Genomic DNA, 24,220 nt, shown 5'->3' on the forward strand with positions numbered 1-24,220 from the left:
ACTGGCCGCCCTTCGGCGTCGTGGGAGTGACTACTCGGCGGCCGCCACCAGCTCGCGGCAGCGCTTGACGTCCTCGGCCATCTGCTCCAGCAGGCCCTCCAGCGACTCGAACTTCGCCTGGCCGCGGACGAATGCGAGGAAGTCGACGGCGACGTGCAGGCCGTACAGGTCCAGGCCGACGCGGTCGATCGCGTACGCCTCCACCGTGCGCTCGGTCCCGTCGAACTGCGGGTTCGTGCCGACGGAGATCGCCGCCGGCATCACCTCGCCCTGGGCGTGCAGCCAGCCGGCGTAGACGCCGTCGGCGGGGATGGCGGTGTGCGGCAGGGTCTCCACGTTGGCGGTGGGGAAGCCCAGCTCCCGCCCCCGCTGCGCACCGCGCACGACCACACCCTCCACACGGTGCGGGCGGCCCAGGATCTCGGCGGCGCCCTCGACGTCGCCCTGGGCGACCAGGCGCCGGGTCAGGGTGGAGGAGAAGGGCTCGCCGCCGCCGGCCTCGCCGGTCACGTACAGGTCGACGACCTCGACCTCGTAGTCGTAGATCTTGCCCTGCTCGGCGAGGAACTCGACGTTGCCCGCGGCGCGGTGTCCGAAGCGGAAGTTCGGGCCCTCGACGACCGCCCTGGCGTGCAGCTTGTCCACCAGGACCTTGACGACGAAGTCGGCCGGCGACAGCTTCGAGAACTCGGTCGTGAAGGGGAGGATCAGCACCGCGTCCACGCCCAGCTCGGCCATGAGGTCGGCGCGGCGGTGGTGCGGCGCGAGCAGGGGCGGGTGGCTGCCGGGGCGGACGACCTCGCTGGGATGCGGGTCGAAGGTGACGACGACCGCGGGGACGCCGAGCTCACGCGCGCGGTCCACGGCATGCCGGATGATCAGCTGGTGCCCGCGGTGCACTCCGTCGTAGGAGCCGATGGTGACGACGCTGCGCCCCCAGTCCTGGGGGATGTCCTCCAAGCCACGCCAGCGCTGCACTGTGCCTGCTCCTTGTCGCAAAGTCGTCGAACCCGTGTCCGTCTTCGCTCAAACGGTCTTACGCAGGTCTAAGGGTGCCATGCCGGGCCCTTGTGGCCCGCATCGGCATGGGTGCTGTGACCGGGTGCACGCGACAACCCCGGGATTCACTGGGATTCATGCGGGGACCCGGACGCCGGCCAGGTTCTCGATCATCCGGCGGGTGCTCGGGCCCACCACCGCCGCCCAGTCCTGTGGGGTGTCGGTCAGCCAGGCGGCGACCTGGGCGGCGAAGCCGGGGACGCGGCGGCCCAGGTCGACCAGGCCGCGGTCGAAGCGGGCCGCGCCGTCCTGGGTGCGGACCAGGAGCATGCCGATGTGGTGGACGAGGTCGCGCAGGCCCTCACCCGGGCGGTCACCGCCGCGCCGGACGGCGGCGTGCAGGAGAGCGTCGAGGACGGCCGGGGCGTGTTCGTTGGCGAGGAGGAAATCCAGGAGCTCGCGCCGCAGGGACCGGGAGTCGGGCGTACCGGGAGTGGCGAGCACGGCGGCCAGGGCGACCCGCACTTGTTCCGTGCCGCCGTCCAGCAGGCCGGTGACCAGCGGGAAGAGGACGGCGCGGGCAGTGGGGCCGTGGTCGAGGCGCCGGTCGACGTACGCGGCCGCGTCCGCGGCGGTCTCGGGGCACCGCTGCACCGCCTCCCGTACGACGGCCGCGACGCGGCGGGCGAGGCCGGGCGTGGTGACGTCGGCGAGGGTGCGCAGCGCCTCTCCGGCATCGGGTCGGCTCAGCCGCGCCCGGAAGGCTTCGAGGACCAGGTCGGGGTGGGTCGGGAGGGCGGCGACCAGGGCGTCCGGCGGGAACTGCGGGTCGGCTGCCACGAAGTGCGCCAGCGCCTGCGGGAGATGGAGGCCACGTGTGCGGGGTTCCCGGACGAGGACGGCGAGCGCCCCGCCGTGCAGGGTGCAGTCGTCGGGCCGGGCGAGCAGGGCAAGGGCGGCGTAGCGGAGCAGTTCCCGGTCGGCCTCGGTGCGCACGTGCGGCGCGACGCGCAGGCCGTACGCCGCCGCCGCGACGCGTCGCGCGGGCCGCTCGTCGTGCGCCCAGCGGTCGACGGCCCGGCAGATCGCGGACGGTTCCTCTTCGGCCAGTACGGCGAGGAGTTCGTCGGCCTTGCGGTGCGCGCTGTCGACGAGTGTTTCGGTGAGGTCGTCGAGGGCTCGGTGGCGGTGCGTGTGCAGCAGGGCCTGCGCGGCGTGGGCGACGGTCGCGTGCGGGGTCGCGGGCAGCGGGCGGTCGTCGTCGAACCAGCGGGTGAGGTGGGGTTGTACGGCGGCGGGGTCGGCGGCGAGGAGCCGCGCCACCGCGTCCAGGTACCGGGGGTGCCGGGCTTGCCCGGGGTTCAGGTCCTCCTCGGCGTCGCTCGGCGGGCCGTCGGCGAGGACGAGGCGGCGCAACAGGTCGAGGCGCTCCCCGTCCGGGAGCGGCAGCGCGGTCCAGAAGTCGGGGCCGAACTCGGGCGGCGCGACGCTGTCGTGACCGTGCCGGGTGACGATCCGGTCGGTGAGGAGGCGCAGTACGCCCTGGTACGGCATCGCGTCCGGGACGCGCAGCAGGGTCTCGGTGATGAGCCGGGCGGCCCACCAGCAGTGCCGGTCGGCGTCCAGCGCGTCGGCCAACTCTTCCAGCCGGAGGGCGAGTTGATGGTGACCGTGGTGCCGTGGGAGCAGCAGGAGGGCCTGGACGACGGGGCCGATGCGGTGGTGCGGTACGGGGAGGGGGTGTGCAGCGTCGGGGTGGATGCGGCTTCGGTGGACCAGGGCGTACAGGGCCTCGTCCAGGTCGAGGTGCATGCCCTGGATCCAGTCGGCGACCTCCTCGTGGGCGAAGCGGTAGCCGTTGCCTGCGGGGACGAGGAGGCCTTCGGTGAGGACGGCGGATGCCCAGCCGGTGGCGCCGCCGAGCCGCGTGGGTGCGGGCCCCCAGGGGAACACCGCCTCGAACGACTCCCGGTCCAGCTCCCCCTGGCCCGGTCCGAGGCTGCGGCGGGCGGCCTCGTGGACCTGGCCGGAGACCTTGGCCGCGAGGCGGCGGACGGCGGTGCCGCGCAGGCCGTTCTCTGCGGCGAGGCGGACGGCGATGCGCAGGCACATGAGGTCGAGGTGGGCGGAGAGGACGTCGTCGCGGTCGACCGGGACGACAGGGGCGTCGGTCAGGGCGGCGCGTACCTCGGAGAAGAGGCGCAGGGTGAGGGGGTGTCGGGCATCGGGTGCGGCGAGGACGCCGTCCGGGACGCCGTAGCCGGCGCGGGCCAGGTGAGCCTCGTCGGGGGTGAGGTCGTCGAGCCGCACGGAGGGCGGAACCCGCCCGGAGCTCCCGCGCTCCGACCGCTCATCAAAGCCGTACAGCAGCTCCTGCGGGAACTCGGCGCCCGCTCCTTCCCAGTACTCCGCCCGGCACGCCACCACCAGCCGCGCCCCCGTCTCCCGCAGCCACTCCGCCGTGCCCTCGGTCCACTCCGTGAGGCCGTGGGCCAGGACGGGGGGCATCTCCTCCGGACCGTCCAGGAGGAGCAGGAGGGGTCGGCCGGTGGCGCGGGCGAGGCGGGCCAGCCGTTCGGGGCTCGTGTCTCCCAGAGTGCTGGGGTCGGCGGAGTACTGGCCCGCGACGGGCGCAGATGCCGAGGCTGACCCCGATACCGATACCGATACCGATGCCGATGCCGCCACGATGCGCGCTGCCCGGCTCAGTGCTCGCCGCGCTGCGTCGGCCACCGAGGTGTCGTCGTCCCTCAGGTCGGCGCCGCGCAGCCACAGTGTGGGAGCCGGTTGCGGGCCGCGGCTGCGGCGGGCGGCCAGGGCCGCGAGTTCCGTCGTACGGCCACTGCCGGGACGGCCGACCAGGCCCAGTACGGAGGCCCGGCTCGCGGCGAAGGCACTGAACTCCCCCGCCGTCGAGGCCCGTTCCACCGGGGCCACCGCCCCCGCTCCCCCGGCGTCGTCCCGGCCCGCATGGTCCGCGAGGGCCCCGGGCGGACCGTCCTGCCCGACCGAGGTGGCCGTCAGTTCCAGTACGCCCGCCAGGTTGAGGTCGGTCCCGTACACCGGCACCGTCGCCGCGTTCTCGGCGAGCAGCTCGGACAGCGGGCCGTCGGACGGGACGCCGGGCTCCCCTGCCCGCGCGCGGCCGAGAGCCTGCGGGAGCAGCGGTACCGCGAAGACGGCGTCACGGTGGCCGGACTGCAGTGCCGTGCCGAGGACGCCCACGACCGCGCCGGTCCCGGCGTCGAGCACGGGCCCCCCGGCCGCCCCTCCGCCCAGCCGCAGCGCGTCCCGGCCGGCCGTGCCGATCGCCAACTCCAGGGCGCCGTCGAGGAGATGGAGGCGGTCCGTCGCCGTGTACGTCACCGCCACCGCACCCAGCACCCGGGCCACCCGCCAGCCGCCGGCCGCGATCCGGACGTACGCACCGGTCTCGACCCGCTCCCGCACGGTCACGGGCAACGGCTCCACGCCCAGGCCTTCGGTGCGTACGAGGGCCAGGGCCAGGGCCGGCAACAGGGTCACCGCGGTCGCGTCCACCACACAGCTTCGGTCGCCCGCGGCGGCGTACAGGACCAGCCCGGGCAGACCGTCGACGACCTCGTGGCTGGTGACGACCGTGCCGTGGTGGTCGGCCACGAACCCGAGGCCGCGGGGCCGGCCCGCCGGGTCGCAGATGCGGACCAGGGCATCGTCACGAGGACGGGCGCCCGACCCGTCGCCATCCGGGCGTTCGCCGGCGCGGGACGCGCTGCCGTCCGGGCCTCGTGTGCCGGCGTCCGTCTCGGTCGAGCCGATGCCCGGCAAGTCGTCCGCGGTGCTCCACGGACCCGATGCCTCCCCCAGGTCCCGAACGCCCCGCATGGCATCACGCGTACCCCACGTGTCTCCCGCCGTCCGCGTCCCCTCCGGCATCCGGCGGTCGCCGCCCGCCCCCGGGCCTCGTCCCGCCATCGTCGAACCTCCCCGCCGAGCGTCCACACGCCCATACGCCCACGCCCTGTTCTTTCGACGGTAGGCGTGAAGTGATCAGCGGGAAAGATCGCTCGGCGAACGCGCCCCCTTCCGCTCCCTCGGTTCACTCCGAGCGCCTGCACGGACGGGTGAACAGGCGGGGGTCGTTGGATACACCCTAGGGGTGGGGGAACCGAGGGGGACCGTGGAGCGGCGGGCAGAGGACTACCCCGTGACCGCCGCTCCACGGGCAGACACCGGCCGGCGGCGCCCTTGAGCCCGGCGCCTAGCCGAAGACTGCCAGGCTCTTGGCCTTGCCCTTGTGCTGCTCCACGAGCGCGAGGAGACGGCCCTCGGGGGCGAAGACGGCCACGGGGCCGGCGCCCGCGTACTCGTCGGGCATGTCGAGGCGGACCCCGTTCGTCAGCAGCCCGGCGCGGCGGGCGTCGACCTCCCAGCGCGGGAACGCCGCCCTGGCGGCCTCGGCGATCGGCATCACCGTCAGCTCCTGCTGCAGCTGCTCCAGCGTCTTGGCGGCGTCCAGCTTGTACGGGCCGACGCGGGTGCGGCGCAGCGCCGTGAGGTGGCCGCCGACGCCCAGGTCGGCGCCGAGGTCGCGGGCCAGGGCGCGGATGTAGGTGCCGGAGGAGCAGACCACCGACACGACCAGGTCGAGCACGGCGGTGCCGTCGTCGGCGACCGCTTCCCGGACGTCGTACACCGAGAAGGACGAGACGGTGACCGGCCGCGCCGGGATCTCGAAGTCCTCGCCGTCACGCGCCCGCTTGTAGGACCGTACGCCGTTGATCTTGATGGCGCTGACCTTGGAGGGGACCTGCATGATGTCGCCGGTCAGCTTGGCGATCCCGGCGTCCATGGCCTCGCGGGTGACCTTCGAGGCGTCGGCCGACGCCGTGATGTCGCCCTCGGCGTCGTCGGTGATCGTGGTCTGGCCGAGACGGACGGTGCCGAGGTACTCCTTCTCGGTCAGGGCCAGATGACCGAGCAGCTTGGTCGCCTTCTCGACGCCGAGGACGAGGACGCCCGTCGCCATGGGGTCGAGGGTGCCGGCGTGCCCGACGCGTCGGGTGCGGGCGATGCCGCGCATCTTGGCGACCACGTCGTGCGAAGTGAAGCCCGACGGCTTGTCGACGATGACAAGGCCGTCGGGCGTGGTGTGCTTCTGCGTCATTCCGCGGTGTCGCCGTCCGTCTCGTCCTCGGAGTCCGGCTTGCGGTACGGGTCCGCCTCACCGGCGTACTTGGCGCCCGCGGACACCTCGCGCACCTTCTCGTCGGACTGCCGGGCCTTGTCGAGGAGGTCCTCGATGGTCTTGGCGGTGTCCGGGAGGGCGTCGGCGACGAAGGTGAGGGTCGGCGTGAACTTCACGCCCGCAGCCGCCCCGACGGCCGAGCGGAGCACGCCCTTGGCGCTCTCCAGTCCGGCGGCCGCGGCCGTCCGCTCCTCGTCGTCCCCGTACACCGTGTAGAAGACGGTCGCCTCCCGCAGGTCACCCGTGACGCGGGTGTCCGTGATGGTGACGTGCGAGCCGAGCCGCGGGTCCTTGATCCCGCGCTGCAGCTTCTGGGCCACCACCTCTCGGATGAGGTCCGCCAGCTTCTTCGCCCGCGCGTTGTCGGCCACTGGTCCGTCTCCCGTTCTTTCTTCTTCTACGTTCTTTGGCTGATGGTCGTCAGTCGTCGTGGTCGCCGTGGAGCCGCCGCCGTACCGACAGCAGTTCCACTTCCGGACGGCCGGCGACCAGCCGTTCACACCGGTCCAGTACGTCGGTGAGATGCCCGGCGTCGCCGGACACCACGGCGAGACCGATCCCGGCCCGCCGATAGAGATCCATGTGGTCCACCTCGGCCGCGCTCACCGCGTACTTACGCTGGAGTTCGGCGACGATCGGGCGGACGACGGAGCGCTTCTCCTTCAGCGACCGTACGTCGCCGAGGAGGAGGTCGAAGGACAGCGTCCCCACATACATGCGTGTAACCGGTTCACCCGCCGGTACGGGATCGATGGCCCTGCCATCCGTGGGGCAGGGACATCAGAACCGTACAACGAAGGGGCCGGGACGATCGACGGATATTACGCTCCGTGGACCGTCGCCGCCCGCCTTCGATGCCGGTCGGCAAACGGCGCGCTGGCCGACGGAACCGAAGTCCCGCCGGCCAGCACGAACCGTCGGCTGTTACGCCCGCGGCTTCTCGCGCATCTCGTACGTCGCGATGACGTCGTCGACCTTGATGTCGTTGAAGTTGCCGAGGTTGATACCGCCCTCGAACCCTTCGCGGATCTCGGTGACGTCGTCCTTGAAGCGACGCAGACCGGAGATGTTGAGGCTCTCCGCGATGACCTTGCCGTCGCGGACGAGGCGCGCCTTGGTGTTGCGCTTGACCTCGCCCGAGCGGACCAGGACACCGGCGATGTTGCCCAGCTTGGACGACTTGAAGACCTCGCGGATCTCCGCCGTGCCGAGCTCGACCTCCTCGTACTCCGGCTTGAGCATGCCCTTGAGGGCCGCCTCGATCTCCTCGATGGCCTGGTAGATCACCGAGTAGTACCGGACGTCGACGCCCTCGCGCTCCGCCATCTGCGCCGCGCGGCCCGCAGCGCGGACGTTGAAGCCGATGACGATGGCGTCGGAGCCGGTCGCCAGGTCGATGTCGGACTCGGTGACCGCACCCACACCGCGGTGCAGGACGCGGATGTCGACCTCTTCGCCGACGTCGAGCTGGAGCAGCGAGGACTCGAGAGCCTCCACCGAACCGGACGCGTCGCCCTTGATGATGAGGTTGAGTTCCTGCACCAGACCGGCCTTGAGGGCCTCGTCCAGGTTCTCCAGGGAGAACCGGACACCCCGGCGGGCGAAGTTGGCGTTGCGCTCACGCGCCGCGCGCTTCTCGGCGATCTGACGCGCCGTGCGGTCCTCGTCAACGACCAGGAAGTTGTCGCCGGCGCCCGGGACGTTGGTGAGACCCAGGACCAGGACGGGGGTCGACGGACCCGCTTCCTCGACGTTGTTGCCGTTGTCGTCGAGCATCGCCCGGACACGGCCGTACGCGTCGCCGACCACCATCGTGTCGCCGATGCGCAGCGTGCCGCGCTGGACCAGGACCGTCGAAACGGCACCGCGGCCACGGTCGAGGTGGGACTCGATCGCAATACCCTGCGCGTCCTGCTCCGGGTTGGCCCGCAGGTCGAGCGAAGCGTCCGCGGTGAGGACCACGGCCTCCAGCAGGCTCTCGATGTTGAGGCCCTGCTTGGCGGAGATGTCGACGAACATCGTGTCGCCGCCGTACTCCTCGGCCACCAGGCCGTACTCGGTCAGCTGACCGCGCACCTTGGTCGGGTCCGCGCCCTCGACGTCGATCTTGTTGACCGCGACGACGATCGGGACGTCGGCCGCCTTGGCGTGGTTGAGCGCCTCGACCGTCTGCGGCATGACGCCGTCGTTGGCCGCGACGACCAGGATCGCGATGTCGGTCGACTTCGCACCACGGGCACGCATGGCGGTGAACGCCTCGTGACCCGGGGTGTCGATGAAGGTGATCCTGCGCTCTTCGTCGTTGACCTGGGTGGCGACCTGGTACGCACCGATGTGCTGCGTGATACCGCCGGCCTCGCCCGCGACGACGTTCGTCTTGCGGATGGTGTCCAGCAGTCGGGTCTTACCGTGGTCGACGTGACCCATGACGGTCACGACCGGCGGACGCGGCATGAGGAATTCCTCGCCGCCCTCGTCCTCGCCGAACTCGATGTCGAAGGACTCGAGCAGCTCGCGGTCCTCCTCCTCCGGGCTGACGATCTCGATGACGTAGTTCATCTCGCCGGCGAGCAGCTGGAGGGTCTCGTCGGAGACGGACTGCGTGGCAGTGACCATCTCGCCGAGGTTCATCATCACGGCGACGAGCGACGCCGGGTTGGCGTTGATCTTCTCCGCGAAGTCGGTGAGGGACGCACCGCGCGACAGGCGGACGGACTGTCCGTTGCCGCGAGGCAGCATCACGCCGCCGACCGACGGGGCCTGCATGGCCTCGTACTCCTGGCGCCTCTGCCGCTTCGACTTACGGCCACGACGAGCGGGACCGCCGGGACGGCCGAAGGCACCCTGCGTGCCACCACGGCCACCGGGACCGCCGGGACGGCCACCGAAGCCGGGACGGCCACCGCCGCCACCACCGGGACCACCGGGACGACCGGCGAAACCGCCACCGCCGCCACCGGGACCGCCGGGACGACCGGCGAAGCCGCCGCCACCGCCGCCGCCGGGACGCCCGGCGAAGCCGCCGCCGCCGCCGGGACGACCGCCGCCGCCACCACCGGGACGACCGCCGCCGCCACCACCGGGACCACGGCCACCGGGGCCACCGCCGCCGGGACGCGGGCCGGCAGCAGGACGCTGCGGCATCATGCCGGGGTTCGGACGCGGGCCACCGGGGCCACCGCCGCCGGGACGCGGACCGCCGGAGCCGCCGGGACGGGGACCGCCGCCCTGCGGACGGGGCATGCCGCCCGGAGTGGGACGCGCGCCGCCCGGAGCCTGGGGACGGGGACCGCCGCCCTGGCCCTGGCCCTGCGGACGCGGGGCACCGCCGGGGGCACCGGGGCCGCCCGGACGCGGGGCGCCGCCCGGACGGGGCGCCTGCGGGCGCGCCATGCCGGTGGAGCCGCCAGAGGTGAACGGGTTGTTGCCCGGACGGGGACCGGCCGGACGACCGCCGGGACGCTGGGCGCCGCCACCCGGACGCTGAGCGCCGGGACGGTCGCCGCGGTCGCGGTCACCACGGCCCTGGCCGCCCTGGCCGGGGCCACCCGGACGCGGAGCGCCGGGACGCGGCGCCTGGCCGGCCGGACGCGGGGCGCCCGGACGCGGGCCGGAACCCTGGCCCTGGGCTTGGGCCTGGCCCTGGCCCTGGCCCTGGGCTTGGGCCTGGCCCTGAGAGGCGGCCGGGGCGGCGGGAGCCGCCGGAGGCGCCGGGGGTGCCGTGAACTCGGGCGCGGTCGGAGCCGGGGACGCCGGGGCGGGCCGCGGCGCGGGCTTCGGGCCCGGGGTGGGACGGGGGCCGGGAGCGGCCGGCGCGGCGGGAGCCGCGGGCTTCTCGGCGGCGTCCGGCTTGGGAGCCGGCGGGCGCGGGGCAGCCGGACGGGCGGCCGGCGCGGGAGAGGGGGCTGCCGGCTTCGCCGGGGCAGCCTTGCGGGCGGGGGCGGGCTTGCCGCCTCCGTTGCCCTGCTGGAGGGCGTCCGTCAGTTTGCGGACAACGGGCGCTTCGATGGTCGAAGACGCCGAACGGACGAATTCACCGAGTTCTTGGAGCTTGGCCATGACGACCTTGCTCTCAACCCCGAACTCCTTGGCGAGTTCGTATACCCGGACCTTAGCCACTTCGCTCCTTTTAGGTCCGGGTTGCGTCCGGACCGTCGCTACTTCATGGGCGTACTCATCGCGTGCTCATCGAGTGCTCATCGCAATCTCGACCTACTTCCAACTCGCGGAATACCTGGGCCGCGCGGGGGTTCCGCGCGACGCTTCTTACGGTGTTGCCTGCTCAGCAACTGTTGTCTGCTCGACGTACTGGCGCAACGCCTTTGTGTCGAGCGCTCCCGGGGCGCGCAACGCCCGCGTGAACGCCCGGCGGCGCACCGCCTGGTCGAGACAGACCAGAACGGGGTGTACATACGCACCCCGGCCGGGCAGCGTACCGCGAGGATCAGGGACGCACTCGCCCTTGATCGCCACGATCCGCAGCAGATCAGCCTTGGCCGCTCGCTCCCGGCACCCCACACAGGTGCGTTCAGGGCATGCGCGGACGCGTGTCCGGCCAGACACTCCTAAGTCTACCTCCCCGTAGCGACCCCACCCCTTTGGGGCAGGATTCGAACAGTTGCCGCGCGTTAACGTGACGTGATCTGAGCGGCCTGCGGCTCGGATCTATTCCCCGGCCTGCTCGGTGTCCGGCCGGATGTCGATCCGCCAGCCGGTCAGCCGGGCCGCAAGCCGGGCGTTCTGCCCTTCCTTGCCGATCGCCAGTGACAGCTGGTAGTCGGGCACCGTCACGCGAGCGGAGCGGGCCGCCATGTCCACGACCTCCACCTTGGAGACCCGGGCGGGCGAGAGCGCGTTCGCCACCATCTCGGCCGGGTCGTCCGACCAGTCGACGATGTCGATCTTCTCGCCGTTCAGCTCGCCCATGACATTGCGCACCCGGCCGCCCATGGGGCCGATGCAGGCGCCCTTGGCGTTCAGACCGCTGCGGGTGGAGCGGACGGCGATCTTCGTGCGGTGACCGGCTTCGCGGGCGATGGCGGCGATCTCGACGGATCCGTCGGCGATCTCCGGCACCTCCAGGGCGAAGAGCTTCTTCACCAGGTTCGGGTGGGTGCGCGAGAGGGTCACGGACGGGCCGCGGACGCCCTTCGCCACTCGTACGACGTATGACCGGATGCGCATGCCGTGCGGGTACGTCTCGCCCGGGACCTGCTCCTGCACCGGCAGGATGGCCTCCAGCTTGCCGATGTCCACGAGGACGTTCTTCGGGTCGCGGCCCTGCTGGACCACGCCGGTGACGATGTCGCCCTCACGGCCGGCGTACTCGCCGAGCGTCGCGTCGTCCTCGGCGTCGCGCAGCCGCTGCAGGATGACCTGCTTGGCGGTGGTGGCGGCGATGCGGCCGAAGCCGGACGGGGTGTCGTCGAACTCTCGGGCCTCCTGGCCCTCCTCGAGGTCCTCGGGGTCCTCCTTCGCCCACACGGTCACGTGGCCGGTCTCCCGGTTCAGCTCCACGCGCGCGTGGCGGCGGCTTCCCTCGGTGCGGTGGTAGGCGATGAGGAGGGCCGACTCGATCGCCTCGACCAGCAGGTCGAAGGAGATCTCCTTCTCCCGTACCAAGCCCCGCAGGGCGCTCATGTCGATGTCCACGGCTACGCCTCCTCTTCCTTCTCGTCCTTGCTGTCCTTGCGATTGAACTCGACCTGCACGCGCGCCTTGTCGATGTCCGCGAAGCCGACTCTGCGGGAGGTGGCCTTGCGGCCCTTCACCCCCGGCACTTCGAGGTCGAGGCCCTCGTCGTCGACCTTCAGGATCCGGGCCACCAGCTCGCCGCCCTCGGCCAGTTGGAACTTCACCAGCCGGTCCACGGCGCGCACGTAGTGCCGGTGCTCCGTGAGGGGGCGCTCCGCGCCGGGGGTGCCGACCTCGAGGGTGTACTCCCCCTCGCCCATCGCGTCCGTCTCGTCGAGCTTCGCCGAGAGCGCACGGCTCACATCGGCGATCCGGTCCAGGTCGGCACCGGTGTCCGAGTCCACGACGACGCGCAGCACACGCTTGCGTCCGACGGAGTCCACTGCGATCTCTTCGAGGTCCAGGCCCTGAGAGCTGACGAGCGGTTCCAGTAGTTCTCGCAGCCTCTCGCTCTGGGTGGTGCTCATCCGGGTGACTCCTCGGCCGCGTGTGCTGTTGTGGGATGGGTCGCGTGTCTGGTCAAAGGGTATCGGGTCGCAAGGACTGTTGCCGTCCACCTGCGCACGGGCGGTGCCGATGAGTGGTGCCGTCCGCTTGCGCGGGTACGGTGATCACGGGCCTGCGGCCCGTTGTCTTCTGTAACCGCTTTCACAGCCGCCTTCCGTACGAGTTCCCCGAGGACGTCCGCCGTGCCGTACCCCCCGCCGCCGCGCTCCCTCTCGGGACCGCGCAGAAGAACCCTGCTCGCCTCGGCCGCCGGTGCCGCGCTGCTGGTGGGCTGCTCCTCCGGCTCCGAGGACTCGGACGGCGGCACCAGCGGCAGCCCGTCGGTCGCCGAGCGGGCACGCGCGCGTGCGGCCGGGGACAGCGCGGGACTGGTCGAGCGCTACGACGCGGTGCTCGCCGCCCATCCTGTGCTGGCGGAACTGCTGGGGCCGTTGCGGGCGGCGGCGGTACGGCATGTGGACGCCTTCGGGAGTGGCCGAAAAGCATCGGACAGCGCGTCGCCCTCCGGGTCGCCGGCGTCTTCCGGTTCGCCGTCGCCTTCCGGGTCGCCGGCGGCCGCAGTCCCCCTCGACGAGAGGGCGGCCCTCGCCGAGCTCGCCGCCACGGAGCGGGCGCTCGCCGACCGGCGGGCCAAGGCTCTGCTGGACGTACCGGGCGAACTGGCGCGGCTGCTGGCCTCCGTGGCCGCGGCGGGGGCGGCGCACGCGTATCTGCTGAACGAGGGGGCCAAGTGAGCGAGTCCGGCAAGAAGGAGCAGCTGAAGGCCCTGCAGGCGGCGCTCGCCGCCGAGCACGCGGCGGTGTACGGGTACGGCGTCGTCGGCGGCCGGATCAGCCAGGAGCGGCGCTCGGAGGCACGCGCGGCCTACGACGCGCACCGGGTGAGGCGGGACGCGCTGGCGCGCGAGGTGCGCGACCTCGGCGCCCAGCCGGTCGCCGCGAGCCCCGCGTACGCGCTGCCGTTCCCGGTGTCGGACTCGCCCGCGGCCGTCCGCTTCGCCACCGGGCTGGAGGACCGGCTGGCCGGCGTGTACTCGGACCTGGTGCGGGCGGCCGAGGGTGAGCTGCGGGGTACGGCGGCCGAGGCGCTGCGGGAGGCGGCGGTGCGGGCGGTGCGCTGGCGGGGCGAGAGCGTAGCCTTCCCTGGGCTCGCCGAGCGGGCGGCCACGACATCCGCCTCGCCGATGCCCTCGGCATGACCCGCATCTGAAGGGAACTACTCGCGCATGGCTTTCGAACCGCCGCCGCGTCTGGTCAAGGCGCTCGGTGAGACGGCACAGGACGGCGACGACTGGTTGGTGAAGCTGCCGGATGCGGCTCACCAGGCCGTCACGCTACGCGAGTTGACCGTTGAGCGGGTGCAGATGCCGGGTGGGCGCAGCAGCCTGGTGGTGCTCGTCCGGCGCGCCGACGGGACCCCGGCGGTGCTGAAGCTGGCCCCGCCGCGAGCCCGTCCGCAGAGTGAGCGGGCGGCGCTGGCGCACTGGGGCGGGGCGGGGGCCGTACAACTGCTCGACGGGCCCCCTGTCGAGGGTGTGCTGTTGCTGGAGCGGCTGCACCCGGATGTGTCGGTGCGGTCGTTGCCCGAGGCGAAGGCGCTGCTGGAGGCGGCGGGGACGCTGCGGCGGCTGTGGGTCGAGCCGCCCGGCGACCACCCCTTCGAGACCGTCGCCGAACGGACCGGCAGGCAGGCCGACGCGATGCGGGCGACCGCGGCGAGGGATACCGAGGTGACCCCGCTGGTCGACGCCGCGCTCGCCGCGCGTGAGGAGTTGCTGGCCGCGCCGCCCGAACGGCGGTTGCTGCACGGGACCTTCCGGCAGAGCAAGGTGCTGGCCGGGGAGCGGATGCCGTGGCTCGCGGTGGGGCCGGATCCGGTGGTCGGTGAGTGCGCGTTCGATCTGGCGCGGTTGGTGCGGGACCGGGTGGAGGATCTGATCGCCTCACCGTCGGGGGCGGCGACGACCCGGCGGCGGGTCAAGCGGCTTGCGGAGTCGCTGGACGTGGATCAGGAGCGGCTGCGGGGCTGGACGTTGTTCCGGGCAGTGGAGTCGGGGGTGCGGGCGCGGCGGGTCGGGCGGGCCCGGGACGCGGAGTTGTTGCTGGAGTTCGCCGGCTGGCTCTGAGCCGGCTCCGTGTGCTCCGGGCAGGGCGCACCGTCCTCCGTGCGGCTCAGGGCGCCGCACGGAGGGACTTCTGCAGAGAGCCCTTACGCGGTGAGGCGGGCGATCGCCTCGTCGACCGTCAGTTCCTCACGCTCGCCGGTCCTGCGGTCCTTGAGCTCGACGACGCCCTCGGCGGCGCGCCGCCCGGCGACCAGGATCTGCGGTACGCCGATCAGTTCCGAGTCCGTGAACTTGACGCCCGGCGAGACACCCGCACGGTCGTCGCACAGGACGCGCAGGCCGGCCGCGGACAGCTTCTCGGAGACGTCGAGGGCGAGTTCGGTCTGCAGGGCCTTGCCGGCGGCGACCACGTGCACGTCGGCCGGGGCGACCTCGGCAGGCCAGCACAGGCCCTTGTCGTCGGCGGTCTGCTCGGCGAGCGCGGCGACGGCGCGGGAGACGCCGATGCCGTAGGAGCCCATGGTCACGCGGACCGGCTTGCCGTTCTGGCCGAGGACGTCGAGCTTCAGCGCGTCCGCGTACTTGCGGCCCAGCTGGAAGATGTGGCCGATCTCGATCGCGCGGTCCAGCTTGAGGCCGGTGCCGCACTTCGGACAGGGGTCGCCTTCCTGGACGACCACGACGTCGACGTACTCGTCGACCTCGAAGTCACGGCCCGCGACGACGTGCTTCGCGTGCGTGCCCTCCTTGTTGGCGCCGGTGATCCAGGAGGTGCCGGGGGCCACGCGCGGGTCGGCGAGATACTTGACCTTCTCGCCCAGGCCCTGCGGGCCGACGTAGCCGCGGACCAGGTCCGGGCGCCCCGCGAAGTCCGCCTCGGTGACCATCTCGACGACGGCCGGGGCGAAGTGCGCCTCGACCTTGCCCATGTCGACCTCGCGGTGACCGGGGACACCGACCGCGACGATCTCGCCGTCGACCTTGACGAGGAGGTTCTTGAGCGTGGCCGAGGCCGGGACGCCGAGGTGGGCGGCGAGGGTCTCGATGGTGGGGGTGTCGGGGGTCGGGATCTCTTCGAGGGCGGGCACGTCGCCGGCGTCCACCGACTTCAGCTCGTACGTGATCGCCTCGGTGTTCGCCGCGAAGTCGCACTCCGGGCAGTCGGCGAAGGTGTCCTCGCCGGCCTCGGCCGGGGCGAGGAACTCCTCGGACTTCGAGCCGCCCATGGCACCGGCGGTGGCGGCGCAGATGCGGTAGTCGAGGCCGAGACGCTCGAAGACGCGCTGGTAGGCCTGGCGGTGCAGGGCGTAGGACCGGCCGAGGCCCTCGTCGTCGGTGTCGAAGGAGTACGAGTCCTTCATCAGGAACTCACGGCCGCGCAGGATGCCGGCCCGCGGGCGGGCCTCGTCGCGGTACTTGTGCTGGATCTGGTAGAGGATGACCGGCAGGTCCTTGTAGGAGGACGCCTGGTCCTTCACCAGCAGGGTGAAGATCTCCTCGTGGGTGGGACCGAGCAGGTAGTCGCCGCCCTTGCGGTCCTTGAGGCGGAACAGTTCCTGGCCGTACTCGTCCCAGCGGCCCGTCGCGTCGTACGGCTCACGCGGCAGCAGCGCGGGGAGCAGCACTTCCTGGGCGCCGATGGCGTCCATCTCCTCGCGGACGATGCGCTCCACGTTGGCGAGGACCCGCTTGCCGAGGGGCAGCCACGACCAGATGCCGGCCGCGGTGCGGCGGACGTAGCCGGCGCGGACGAGCAGCTTGTGACTGAGGACCTCGGCGTCCGCCGGGTCGTCGCGCAGCGTTTTCGCCATCAACTGGGACATGCGCTGGACCGGTGCGTTCGCCATGGTTTCCGTACTCCTGCTGCGTAAGGGTTATGGCAGGAGGTTAGCCGGGCGGGACGGGGCGGTGGAAATCGGTTAGTGGCGGCGGAGCGGGAGCGGTGCGCCCATCACGGCGTACGGCTTCGGGGCGCTCGGGAAGAGGACCTGGCGGGCGAGGTCCTGATAGCCGAGGGAGCGGTAGAGGCCGCGGGCCGGGCTTTCCACGTCGATCGCCGAGAGGATCGAGCGGGGTTCGACGGCGCCGTCCGTGATCCGGGTGATCAGGGAACGGCCGACGCCGCGGTTCTGGTAGCCCGGGTGGACGTGGAGTTCCGTGATGACGAAGGAGTGGTCGAGCCAGTCGTCGTAGCCCTGGGCCCGGAGGTAGGGCTCCACGACGGTGGACCACCAGTGGGTGCGGTCGTTCGGCATGCCGTAGACGAATCCGATGAGGCGCCCGCCGCTGGTGGCGCCGAGAGCCGTTGCGCCCGGGTAGGTCATGTGGCGCAGGACGATCTGGCGGCGTACGGCCACCTCGTCGGGGCCGAGGCCGAACGCCACGGCTTGGACTGCGAGGGCTTCGTCGACGTGGGTGGCGAGGTCCAGGGGGCCGATCACGATGTCGTCTGGTTGGCGGCGGTGTGCGTGACCGGGAAGGCGCATGTGGGGAGCGTACAGGTCACGACAGGTTGTCGTTCGGGTGCCGACTGTCGGTGGTTGCTCGCCCACTTCACTGCGCCCTCAAGGCCGTTGTCCCGCCGTCACGCGGACGGGGAGGCACCTCAGAACAGGACGCTCATGAACGCGCCTGTCTCCTGGAAGCCCACCCTGTGGTACGTCCGTCTCGCCGCCGTGTTGAAGTCGTTCACGTAGAGGCTCACCACCGGGGCGACGTCGGCCAGGGCATAGCGCAGTACCGCCGCCATGCCGGGGGCCGCCAGGCCCTTGCCCCGGTACTCGGGGGCCACCCAGACGCCCTGGATCTGGCAGGCCCTGTTCGTCGCGGCGCCGATCTCGGCCTTGAAGACGACCTTGCCGTCCTGGTCGAGGCGGGCGAAGGAACGGCCGGAGCCGACGAGTTCGGCGACCCGGGCCTGGTAGAGGAGGCCGCCGTCGCCGGCCAGCGGGGAGACGCCCACCTCCTCGGTGAACATCGCCACGCACGCCGGCATGATCGTCTCCATCTCGTCCTTGCGGATGCGGCGGACGTATGGATCCGGAGTGATGTGGGTCGGCATGCGGTCGGTGACCATCAGGGGCTGGTGGGCGCGCACGTCACGGGCCGGGCCCCAGTTGGGTTCCAGCAGGCGCCACAGCTGGGCGGTGGATTCGGTGGGGCCGACGATGGAGGAGCAGCGGCGGCCTGCCCGTCGGGCCCGGTCGGCGAAGGCCCGTACCGCTCGTTGACCCGCGCAGATCGGGACGAGGTTGGCGCCCGCGTAGCACAGGGAGGTGAGCATGCCGCCCTCGTACCAGCCCCACATCTCGCCGCCGAGGCGCCACGGGTCGAGGCCGGCGATCTGGACGCGGGACGTCACGAAGGCGTTCGTGACCGGCTCGCGGTCGAGGACGGCGAGCGCGGCGTCCAGGTCGCTCGGTTCGAGCACCCGTGAGGTGGTCTGGGTCAACACGTACGGGGGGCCTCACGCTGGGGTTCTGCTGGTCCCCGCACTGTACCTGCGGAAGCTATACCGCGCCGCCCTGTGGAGGTAGGCGGGCGTTGAGGGTGGCCGTCGGCTGCTGTCCCGCCGGGGCTGCCGCCCCCGGACCCCCGCTTCGGCCTGAACGGCCTCGTCCTCAAACGCCGGTCGGGCTGGAATACCCGGACCGGCGCCGAGTCGCTGCGTTCAGCCCGCCACCGCCACCGACGGCTCGCCGCTCGCCACGCCGTCCGCCTCCATCTGTTCGGCCAGCTTCATGGCCTCCTCGATGAGGGTCTCGACGATCTTGGACTCGGGGACGGTCTTGATGACCTCGCCCTTGACGAAGATCTGGCCCTTGCCGTTGCCGGAGGCGACGCCGAGGTCGGCCTCGCGGGCCTCGCCTGGGCCGTTCACGACGCAGCCCATGACGGCCACGCGAAGCGGGACCTCCATGCCCGTGAGGCCTGCCGTGACCTCCTCGGCGAGCTTGTAGACGTCGACCTGGGCGCGGCCGCAGGACGGGCAGGACACGATCTCCAGGCCGCGCTGCCTGAGGTTCAGGGACTCCAGGATCTGGTTGCCGACCTTGACCTCCTCGACGGGCGGGGCCGAGAGGGACACGCGGATGGTGTCGCCGATGCCCTGGGACAGCAGGGCGCCGAAGGCCACGGCCGACTTGATCGTGCCCTGGAAGGCCGGGCCCGCCTCCGTCACGCCGAGGTGGAGCGGGTAGTCGCACTGGGCGGCCAGCTGACGGTAAGCCTCGACCATCACGACCGGGTCGTTGTGCTTGACCGAGATCTTGATGTCCCGGAAGTCGTGCTCCTCGAAGAGGGACGCCTCCCACAGGGCCGACTCGGCGAGCGCCTCGGGCGTGGCCTTGCCGTACTTCTGGAGCAGACGGCGGTCCAGCGAGCCGGCGTTGACGCCGATGCGGATCGGGGTGCCGTGGTCCTTCGCGGCCCGCGCGATCTCCTTGACCTTGTCGTCGAACTGCTTGATGTTGCCGGGGTTCACGCGGACCGCCGCGCAGCCGGCCTCGATCGCCGCGAACACGTACTTCGGCTGGAAGTGGATGTCCGCGATCACCGGGATCTGGGACTTGCGGGCGATCGTCGCGAGGGCGTCCGCGTCGTCCTGCGTCGGACAGGCCACGCGCACGATCTGGCAGCCGGAGGCCGTGAGCTCCGCGATCTGCTGGAGAGTGGCGCCGATGTCGGACGTACGCGTCGTCGTCATCGACTGGACCGAGACCGGCGCGTCCCCGCCGACCGCCACGGTGCCGACCTGGATCTGGCGGCTCCGCCGGCGCTCGGCGAGCCTGGTCGGAACGGACGGCATGCCGAGAGAAATCGCAGTCATCTGCTGTGCAACCCCAAGTCGTGGATCAAGATCCGGTCCCGTCAGCAGCGGGCTCCAGGCTTCGAGATTACGGCACCGGTCCTCACCCCAGCACATCACGCCCGGTAAACCCACTCATTCGAAGGCGGCCCGGGACATACGATCCCGGGCCGCCTCGAACTCCGTGTGACTAGGAGATTCTGACCGGGTTAACCACGTCCGCCACCAGCACGAGCAGCGTGAAGCAGACGAAGATCCCGGCCACCACGTAGGCCACCGGCATCAGCTTCGCCACATCGAACGGACCGGGGTCGGGACGGCGCAGCACCTTCGCCGTGTTGCGGCGCAGCGACTCCCACATGGCCCCCGCGATATGGCCGCCGTCGAGCGGCAGCAGCGGGAGCATGTTGAAGAGGAACAGGGAGAGGTTGAAGCCGGCCAGGAGGAAGACGAACGTGGCCAGCTGCTGCGAGGCCGGGATGTCCAGCGTCGCGATCTCGCCGCTCACCCTCGCCGCGCCCACGATGCCCATCGGGGAGTCCGGTGCGCGCTCGCCGTCGCCGAAGGTCGCGTCCCACAGGGCGGGGACCTTGGAAGGCAGGGCGATGAGGGAGTCGACGGCCTCGCCGACCCGGTCCGTCATCCAGCTGACCGAGTCGCCGAAGTCCTGTTTGACGACGCCGGTGGCCGAGCTGAAGCCGAGGAAGCCCGCCTTGATGTACTCGCCCTCGACATAGGCGCCGGCGGCGTCCTTCTTCACGACCTGGTTGGTGGCGATCTTCGCGTGCAGGGTGACTTGCTCGCCCTTGCGGTCGACGACGATCGGCACCTCCTTGCCGGCGCTGTCGCGGATGAGGTCGGAGAGGGAGTTCCACTCCTCGGTCGGTACCCCGCCGAAGGAGACGATCTTGTCGCCGGCCTTCATGCCCGCGGCGGCGGCCGGGGACTTGGGGTCGGAGGCCTTGCACTCGTCGCGGTTCTGGGTCTGGGCGATGACGCACGGGGAGACCGAGCTCACGGTGGTCGTCTGCTGCTGGATGCCGAAGCCCATCAGCACGGTGAGGAACAGGGCCACCGCGAGGACGAGGTTCATGAAGGGGCCCGCGAACATCACGATGACCCGCTTCCATGGCTTGCGCGTGTAGAAGAGGCGGGTGTGGTCACCCGGCTTGAGCTCCTCGAACGCGGCCGAGCGGGCGTCCTCGATCATGCCGCGCCAGGGGGATGTGGAGCGGGCCTCCAGGCGGCCGTCCGGTCCCGGCGGGAACATGCCGATCATGCGGATGTAGCCACCGAACGGGATCGCCTTGATGCCGTACTCGGTCTCGCCCTTGTTCCGCGACCAGATGGTGGGGCCGAAGCCGACCATGTACTGCGGCACGCGGATGCCGAACAGCTTGGCCGTGGACAGGTGGCCCAGCTCGTGCCAGGCGATCGAGGCGAGGAGCCCGACCGCGAACAGCACTATGCCGAGGATGAACATCAGGGTCGTCATGCACGGGCCTCCGCCGTGTGTGCCGCCAGTTCCTGTGCCCGCCTGCGGGCCCAGGTCTCCGCTTCGAGGACGTCCGCGACGGTGAGCGAAGTTCCCGCGCGCGGGCTGCCGTGCTCCTCCACCACCCGGGTCACGGTCTCCATGATCCCGTTGAACGGCAGTGCGCCGGCCCGGAAGGCCTCCACGCACTCCTCGTTTGCCGCATTGAACACCGCCGGTGCCGTGCCCGCGAGCTCGCCCACGTGACGCGCCAGGTTGACCGAGGGGAACGCGTCGTTGTCGAGCGGGAAGAACTCCCACGTCGACGCCTTGCTCCAGTCGAACGTCGGCGCGGCGTCGGGGACGCGCTCCGGCCAGCCGAGGCCGATGGCGATCGGCCCGCGCATGTCGGGGGGCGTCGCCTGGGCGATCGTGGATCCGTCAGTGAACTCAACCATCGAGTGAACATACGACTGGGGATGCACGACCACCTCAATGCGGTCGAAGGAAATGTCGTAGAGGAGGTGCGCCTCGATGACCTCCAGGCCCTTGTTGACGAGGGTCGCGGAGTTGATCGTGATCACCGGGCCCATGGCCCAGGTGGGGTGGGCGAGGGCGTCCTCGACGGTCACCTGGGCCAGGTCCGCCTTCGAGCGGCCCCGGAACGGCCCGCCGGACGCCGTGACGACCAGCTTCCGGACGTCTGCCCTCGTCCCGGACGCCAGCGCCTGGAACAGGGCCGCGTGCTCGGAGTCGACGGGGATGATCTGCCCTGGCTTGGCGAGCGCTTTGACCAGCGGCCCGCCGACGATCAGCGATTCCTTGTTGGCGAGCGCGAGCGTGCGGCCCGCCTCCAGGGCGGCGAGGGTGGGGGCGAGGCCGATGGAGCCGGTGATGCCGTTCAGGACGGTGTGGCAGTCGGAGGCGGCGACCTGGGTGGCCGCCTCCGGTCCTGCGACGATCTCGGGGAGCGGCTCCCCCGTGCCGTACTGGGCCTTCAGGGCCTCGCGCAGCGCCGGTACGACGTCCTCGCGGGCGACCGCGACGGTCCGCGCCTTCAGCCGGTACGCCTGCTCGGCGAGGAGGGCGACCCGGCCGCCGTTGGCGGACAGGGCGGTGACCCGGAACCGGTCGGGGTTGCGCAGCACGAGGTCGATGGCCTGGGTGCCGATCGAGCCGGTGGAGCCGAGGATCACCACGTCCTTGGGGCCGTCGCCCGCTACGGGGTCGTAGACCAGATGCGGGTCGGCGAGTGGGGCTGGACTGTCGCTCATTCCCCCATTGTGGCCGGAAGGACCGACAGGAAGGACAGGGCATCCCCATCCGCCGGGTAACAGGATGGTGAGGGGTCACTGCGGCCAGTGACCCCTCAGGGCTTCTTAGGCCCTCGAACCGTCGGTCACCTGATCGGCCGGTGCACGTTCTCCCGCTCGCTCGGGCCCGGCGTCGCGTCGGCGATCCAGGGGGCGCCGTCGTCCGACGGGTCGACGATGCCCTGCTCCAGCCACTCGTACGTGCCCGACATCACGCCCTTGACGACCTTGCGGTCGAGGTCGTCGGTGTTGGACCACAGGCGGCCGAAGAGCTCCTCGATCCGCAGGCGGGCCTGCTGGCAGAAGGCGTCAGCGAGCTGGTAGGCCTCGCGGCCGTGCTCGCCCTGGCCGCGCAGGTGCTCCGCGCGCACGCACACCGCGCTCATCGCGAACAGCTCGGCGCCGATGTCGACGACCCGGCCCAGGAAGCCCTGCTTGGTCTCCATGCGGCCCTGCCAGCGGGACATGCCGTAGAAGGTGGAGCGGGCGAGTTTGCGGGACGTGCGTTCGACGTAGCGAAGGTGCGGGGAGAGGTCGACGCCGCGTTTGAACTCGCCGTACGAATACGGCAGTTGCCCCTGGCCGGCGACCAGTTTCGGCAGCCACTTGGCGTAGAAGACGCCGGCGTTGGCGCCCGCCTTCGCCTTGTCCTGGAGGGACTTGTCGGGGTCGATGAGGTCACCGGCGACCGACAGGTGGGCGTCGACGGCCTCCCGGGCGATCAGCAGGTGCATGATCTCCGTCGAGCCCTCGAAGATGCGGTTGATGCGCAGGTCGCGCAGTACCTGCTCGGCGGCGACCGGGCGCTCGCCGCGGGCCCTGAGCGACTCGGCCGTCTCGAAGCCGCGGCCGCCGCGGATCTGGATCAGTTCGTCGGCGATCGTCCAGGCCATCTCGGAGGCGTAGAGCTTGGCGAGGGCGCCTTCGATGCGGATGTCGTTGCGGTCCTCGTCGGCCATCTGCGAGGCCAGGTCGGTGACGGCTTCCAGGGCGAAGGTGGTGGCCGCGATGAAGGAGATCTTGGAGCCGACGGCCTCGTGGGCGGCGAGCGGCTTGCCCCACTGCTCGCGCGCCGCCGACCATTCGCGGGCGATCTTCAGGCACCACTTGCCGGCGGCGACACAGGACGCGGGCAGGGACAGCCGTCCGGTGTTCAGCGTGGTGAGCGCGATCTTCAGGCCGGCGCCCTCGGGGCCGATGCGGTTGGCGGCGGGGACGCGGACCTGGTGGAAGCGGGTGACGCCGTTCTCGATGCCGCGCAGGCCCATGAAGGCGTTGCGGTTCTCGACGGTGATGCCGGGCGAGTTGGTCTCCACGACGAAGGCGGTGATGCCGCCCTTGTGGCCCTCGGACTTCGGCACTCGGGCCATGACGACGAGGAGGTCGGCGACCACGCCGTTGGTCGTCCACAGCTTGACCCCGTCGAGGACGTAGTCGTCCCCGTCGGGTACGGCGGAGGTGGCCAGGCGTGCCGGGTCGGAGCCCACGTCGGGCTCGGTCAGCAGGAAGGCGCTGATGTCGGTGCGGGCGCAGCGCGGCAGGAACCGCTCCTTCTGCTCGGGGGTGCCGAACAGCTTCAGCGGCTGCGGTACGCCGATCGACTGATGGGCGGAGAGCAGCACGCCGATCGCGGGGGACGCCGAGCCGGCCAGGGTGAGGGCCTTGTTGTAGTAGACCTGGCCGAGGCCGAGCCCGCCGTACTTGGTGTCGATCTTCATGCCGAAGGCGCCGATTTCCTTCAGCCCGTCGATCACGTCGTCGGGAATGCGGGACTCGCGCTCGATGAGGGCGCCGTCGACCTTCGTCTCGACGAAGTCGCGGAGCTTGGCGAGGAACTCCTCGCCGCGCTGGGCGGCCTCGTCGGTGGGCATCGGGTGTGGGTGGATCAGGTCGAGGCGGAAGCGGCCCAGGAACAGTTCCTTGGCGAAGCTGGGCTTGCGCCAGTCCTGCTGCCGGGCCTCCTCCGCTACCTGACGTGCCTCACGCTCAGTGACAGTGGGCTTCGTGGGTGCTGCGGACATGAGGCTCACCTCGCCGTGAATCGGGATCATGGGCCGTTTGGTTACCGACGGGTGCTACCCGATCGTATGTACCCGATTACGGGCGGGGCCACCACCCTGCGCGCGTCCATTCA

General features: G+C 71.6%; 19 protein-coding genes. 3 read left to right on the plus strand and 16 right to left on the minus strand.

Annotated elements, in window-relative coordinates; translation table 11 throughout:
• Positions 1 to 30: 30 nt before the first annotated feature.
• From OHO27_RS11105 to rimP, 9 genes are all read right to left on the minus strand, one after another.
• Positions 31 to 978 carry a bifunctional riboflavin kinase/FAD synthetase gene (locus tag OHO27_RS11105; protein WP_328422763.1) on the minus strand — a complete coding sequence of 316 codons (948 nt, stop codon included), beginning with the start codon at positions 976 to 978 and terminating at the stop codon, positions 31 to 33.
• Between the two features lie 156 nt (positions 979 to 1,134).
• Complete coding sequence (locus OHO27_RS11110) at positions 1,135 to 4,863, minus strand: trypsin-like peptidase domain-containing protein (RefSeq protein WP_328422765.1); 3,729 nt, start codon at positions 4,861 to 4,863, stop codon at positions 1,135 to 1,137.
• A gap of 376 nt (positions 4,864 to 5,239) precedes the next feature.
• The gene (gene truB / locus OHO27_RS11115) at positions 5,240 to 6,145 is read right to left on the minus strand and encodes a tRNA pseudouridine(55) synthase TruB (RefSeq protein ID WP_328422767.1); all 906 of its coding nucleotides are present in this window, start codon (positions 6,143 to 6,145) and stop codon (positions 5,240 to 5,242) included.
• On the minus strand, positions 6,142 to 6,597 hold the full coding sequence (gene rbfA, locus OHO27_RS11120) for a 30S ribosome-binding factor RbfA (protein WP_328422769.1): 456 nt from the start codon (positions 6,595 to 6,597) through the stop codon (positions 6,142 to 6,144). Before rbfA ends, truB begins: the two co-directional genes overlap by 4 nt.
• Before the next feature lie 49 nt (positions 6,598 to 6,646).
• Positions 6,647 to 6,943 carry a DUF503 domain-containing protein gene (locus OHO27_RS11125; protein WP_328422771.1) on the minus strand — a complete coding sequence of 99 codons (297 nt, stop codon included), beginning with the start codon at positions 6,941 to 6,943 and terminating at the stop codon, positions 6,647 to 6,649.
• 207 nt (positions 6,944 to 7,150) lie between these two features.
• Positions 7,151 to 10,345, minus strand: coding sequence for a translation initiation factor IF-2 (infB, locus tag OHO27_RS11130; RefSeq protein ID WP_328422773.1), 3,195 nt, complete (start codon positions 10,343 to 10,345; stop codon positions 7,151 to 7,153).
• A 147-nt stretch (positions 10,346 to 10,492) separates the two neighbouring features.
• The gene (locus OHO27_RS11135) at positions 10,493 to 10,789 is read right to left on the minus strand and encodes a YlxR family protein (protein WP_328422775.1); all 297 of its coding nucleotides are present in this window, start codon (positions 10,787 to 10,789) and stop codon (positions 10,493 to 10,495) included.
• Positions 10,790 to 10,891: 102 nt separating this feature from the next.
• The gene (gene nusA / locus OHO27_RS11140; RefSeq protein ID WP_328422777.1) at positions 10,892 to 11,878 is read right to left on the minus strand and encodes a transcription termination factor NusA; all 987 of its coding nucleotides are present in this window, start codon (positions 11,876 to 11,878) and stop codon (positions 10,892 to 10,894) included.
• Positions 11,879 to 11,880: 2 nt separating this feature from the next.
• Positions 11,881 to 12,387 carry a ribosome maturation factor RimP gene (gene rimP / locus OHO27_RS11145; protein ID WP_328422779.1) on the minus strand — a complete coding sequence of 169 codons (507 nt, stop codon included), beginning with the start codon at positions 12,385 to 12,387 and terminating at the stop codon, positions 11,881 to 11,883.
• 222 nt (positions 12,388 to 12,609) lie between these two features.
• Between rimP and OHO27_RS11150 the strand changes: the two genes are divergently transcribed.
• From OHO27_RS11150 to OHO27_RS11160, 3 genes are read left to right on the plus strand one after another with little or no spacing between them, the layout of a single operon-like run.
• Entirely contained in the window at positions 12,610 to 13,161 is a 552-nt protein-coding gene (locus OHO27_RS11150; protein WP_328422781.1) for a hypothetical protein, read from the plus strand.
• Positions 13,158 to 13,625 carry a ferritin-like domain-containing protein gene (locus OHO27_RS11155; protein ID WP_328422783.1) on the plus strand — a complete coding sequence of 156 codons (468 nt, stop codon included), beginning with the start codon at positions 13,158 to 13,160 and terminating at the stop codon, positions 13,623 to 13,625. The genes OHO27_RS11150 and OHO27_RS11155 overlap by 4 nt, the downstream gene beginning before the upstream one ends.
• A gap of 27 nt (positions 13,626 to 13,652) precedes the next feature.
• Positions 13,653 to 14,552 carry an aminoglycoside phosphotransferase family protein gene (locus OHO27_RS11160; RefSeq protein WP_328422784.1) on the plus strand — a complete coding sequence of 300 codons (900 nt, stop codon included), beginning with the start codon at positions 13,653 to 13,655 and terminating at the stop codon, positions 14,550 to 14,552.
• A gap of 83 nt (positions 14,553 to 14,635) precedes the next feature.
• Here the strand turns inward: OHO27_RS11160 and OHO27_RS11165 are convergent, their stop codons facing one another.
• The 7 genes from OHO27_RS11165 to OHO27_RS11195 form a co-directional block, all read right to left on the minus strand.
• On the minus strand, positions 14,636 to 16,339 hold the full coding sequence (locus tag OHO27_RS11165) for a proline--tRNA ligase (protein WP_328422786.1): 1,704 nt from the start codon (positions 16,337 to 16,339) through the stop codon (positions 14,636 to 14,638).
• 72 nt (positions 16,340 to 16,411) lie between these two features.
• Positions 16,412 to 16,978, minus strand: coding sequence for a GNAT family N-acetyltransferase (locus OHO27_RS11170; RefSeq protein ID WP_328422788.1), 567 nt, complete (start codon positions 16,976 to 16,978; stop codon positions 16,412 to 16,414).
• A 119-nt stretch (positions 16,979 to 17,097) separates the two neighbouring features.
• Entirely contained in the window at positions 17,098 to 17,946 is an 849-nt protein-coding gene (locus tag OHO27_RS11175) for a GNAT family N-acetyltransferase (RefSeq protein WP_328422790.1), read from the minus strand.
• A gap of 216 nt (positions 17,947 to 18,162) precedes the next feature.
• The gene (gene ispG, locus OHO27_RS11180) at positions 18,163 to 19,320 is read right to left on the minus strand and encodes a flavodoxin-dependent (E)-4-hydroxy-3-methylbut-2-enyl-diphosphate synthase (protein WP_328422792.1); all 1,158 of its coding nucleotides are present in this window, start codon (positions 19,318 to 19,320) and stop codon (positions 18,163 to 18,165) included.
• Positions 19,321 to 19,489: 169 nt separating this feature from the next.
• The gene (locus OHO27_RS11185; RefSeq protein ID WP_328430403.1) at positions 19,490 to 20,782 is read right to left on the minus strand and encodes a M50 family metallopeptidase; all 1,293 of its coding nucleotides are present in this window, start codon (positions 20,780 to 20,782) and stop codon (positions 19,490 to 19,492) included.
• Between the two features lie 8 nt (positions 20,783 to 20,790).
• Positions 20,791 to 22,047, minus strand: a complete 1,257-nt coding sequence (dxr, locus tag OHO27_RS11190; RefSeq protein ID WP_328422794.1) for a 1-deoxy-D-xylulose-5-phosphate reductoisomerase — start codon at positions 22,045 to 22,047, stop codon at positions 20,791 to 20,793.
• Between the two features lie 125 nt (positions 22,048 to 22,172).
• Positions 22,173 to 24,107 carry an acyl-CoA dehydrogenase family protein gene (locus OHO27_RS11195; RefSeq protein WP_328422796.1) on the minus strand — a complete coding sequence of 645 codons (1,935 nt, stop codon included), beginning with the start codon at positions 24,105 to 24,107 and terminating at the stop codon, positions 22,173 to 22,175.
• Positions 24,108 to 24,220 lie beyond the last annotated feature (113 nt).

The sequence above is a fragment of the Streptomyces sp. NBC_00443 genome, from assembly GCF_036014175.1.
Lineage (GTDB): Bacteria > Actinomycetota > Actinomycetes > Streptomycetales > Streptomycetaceae > Streptomyces.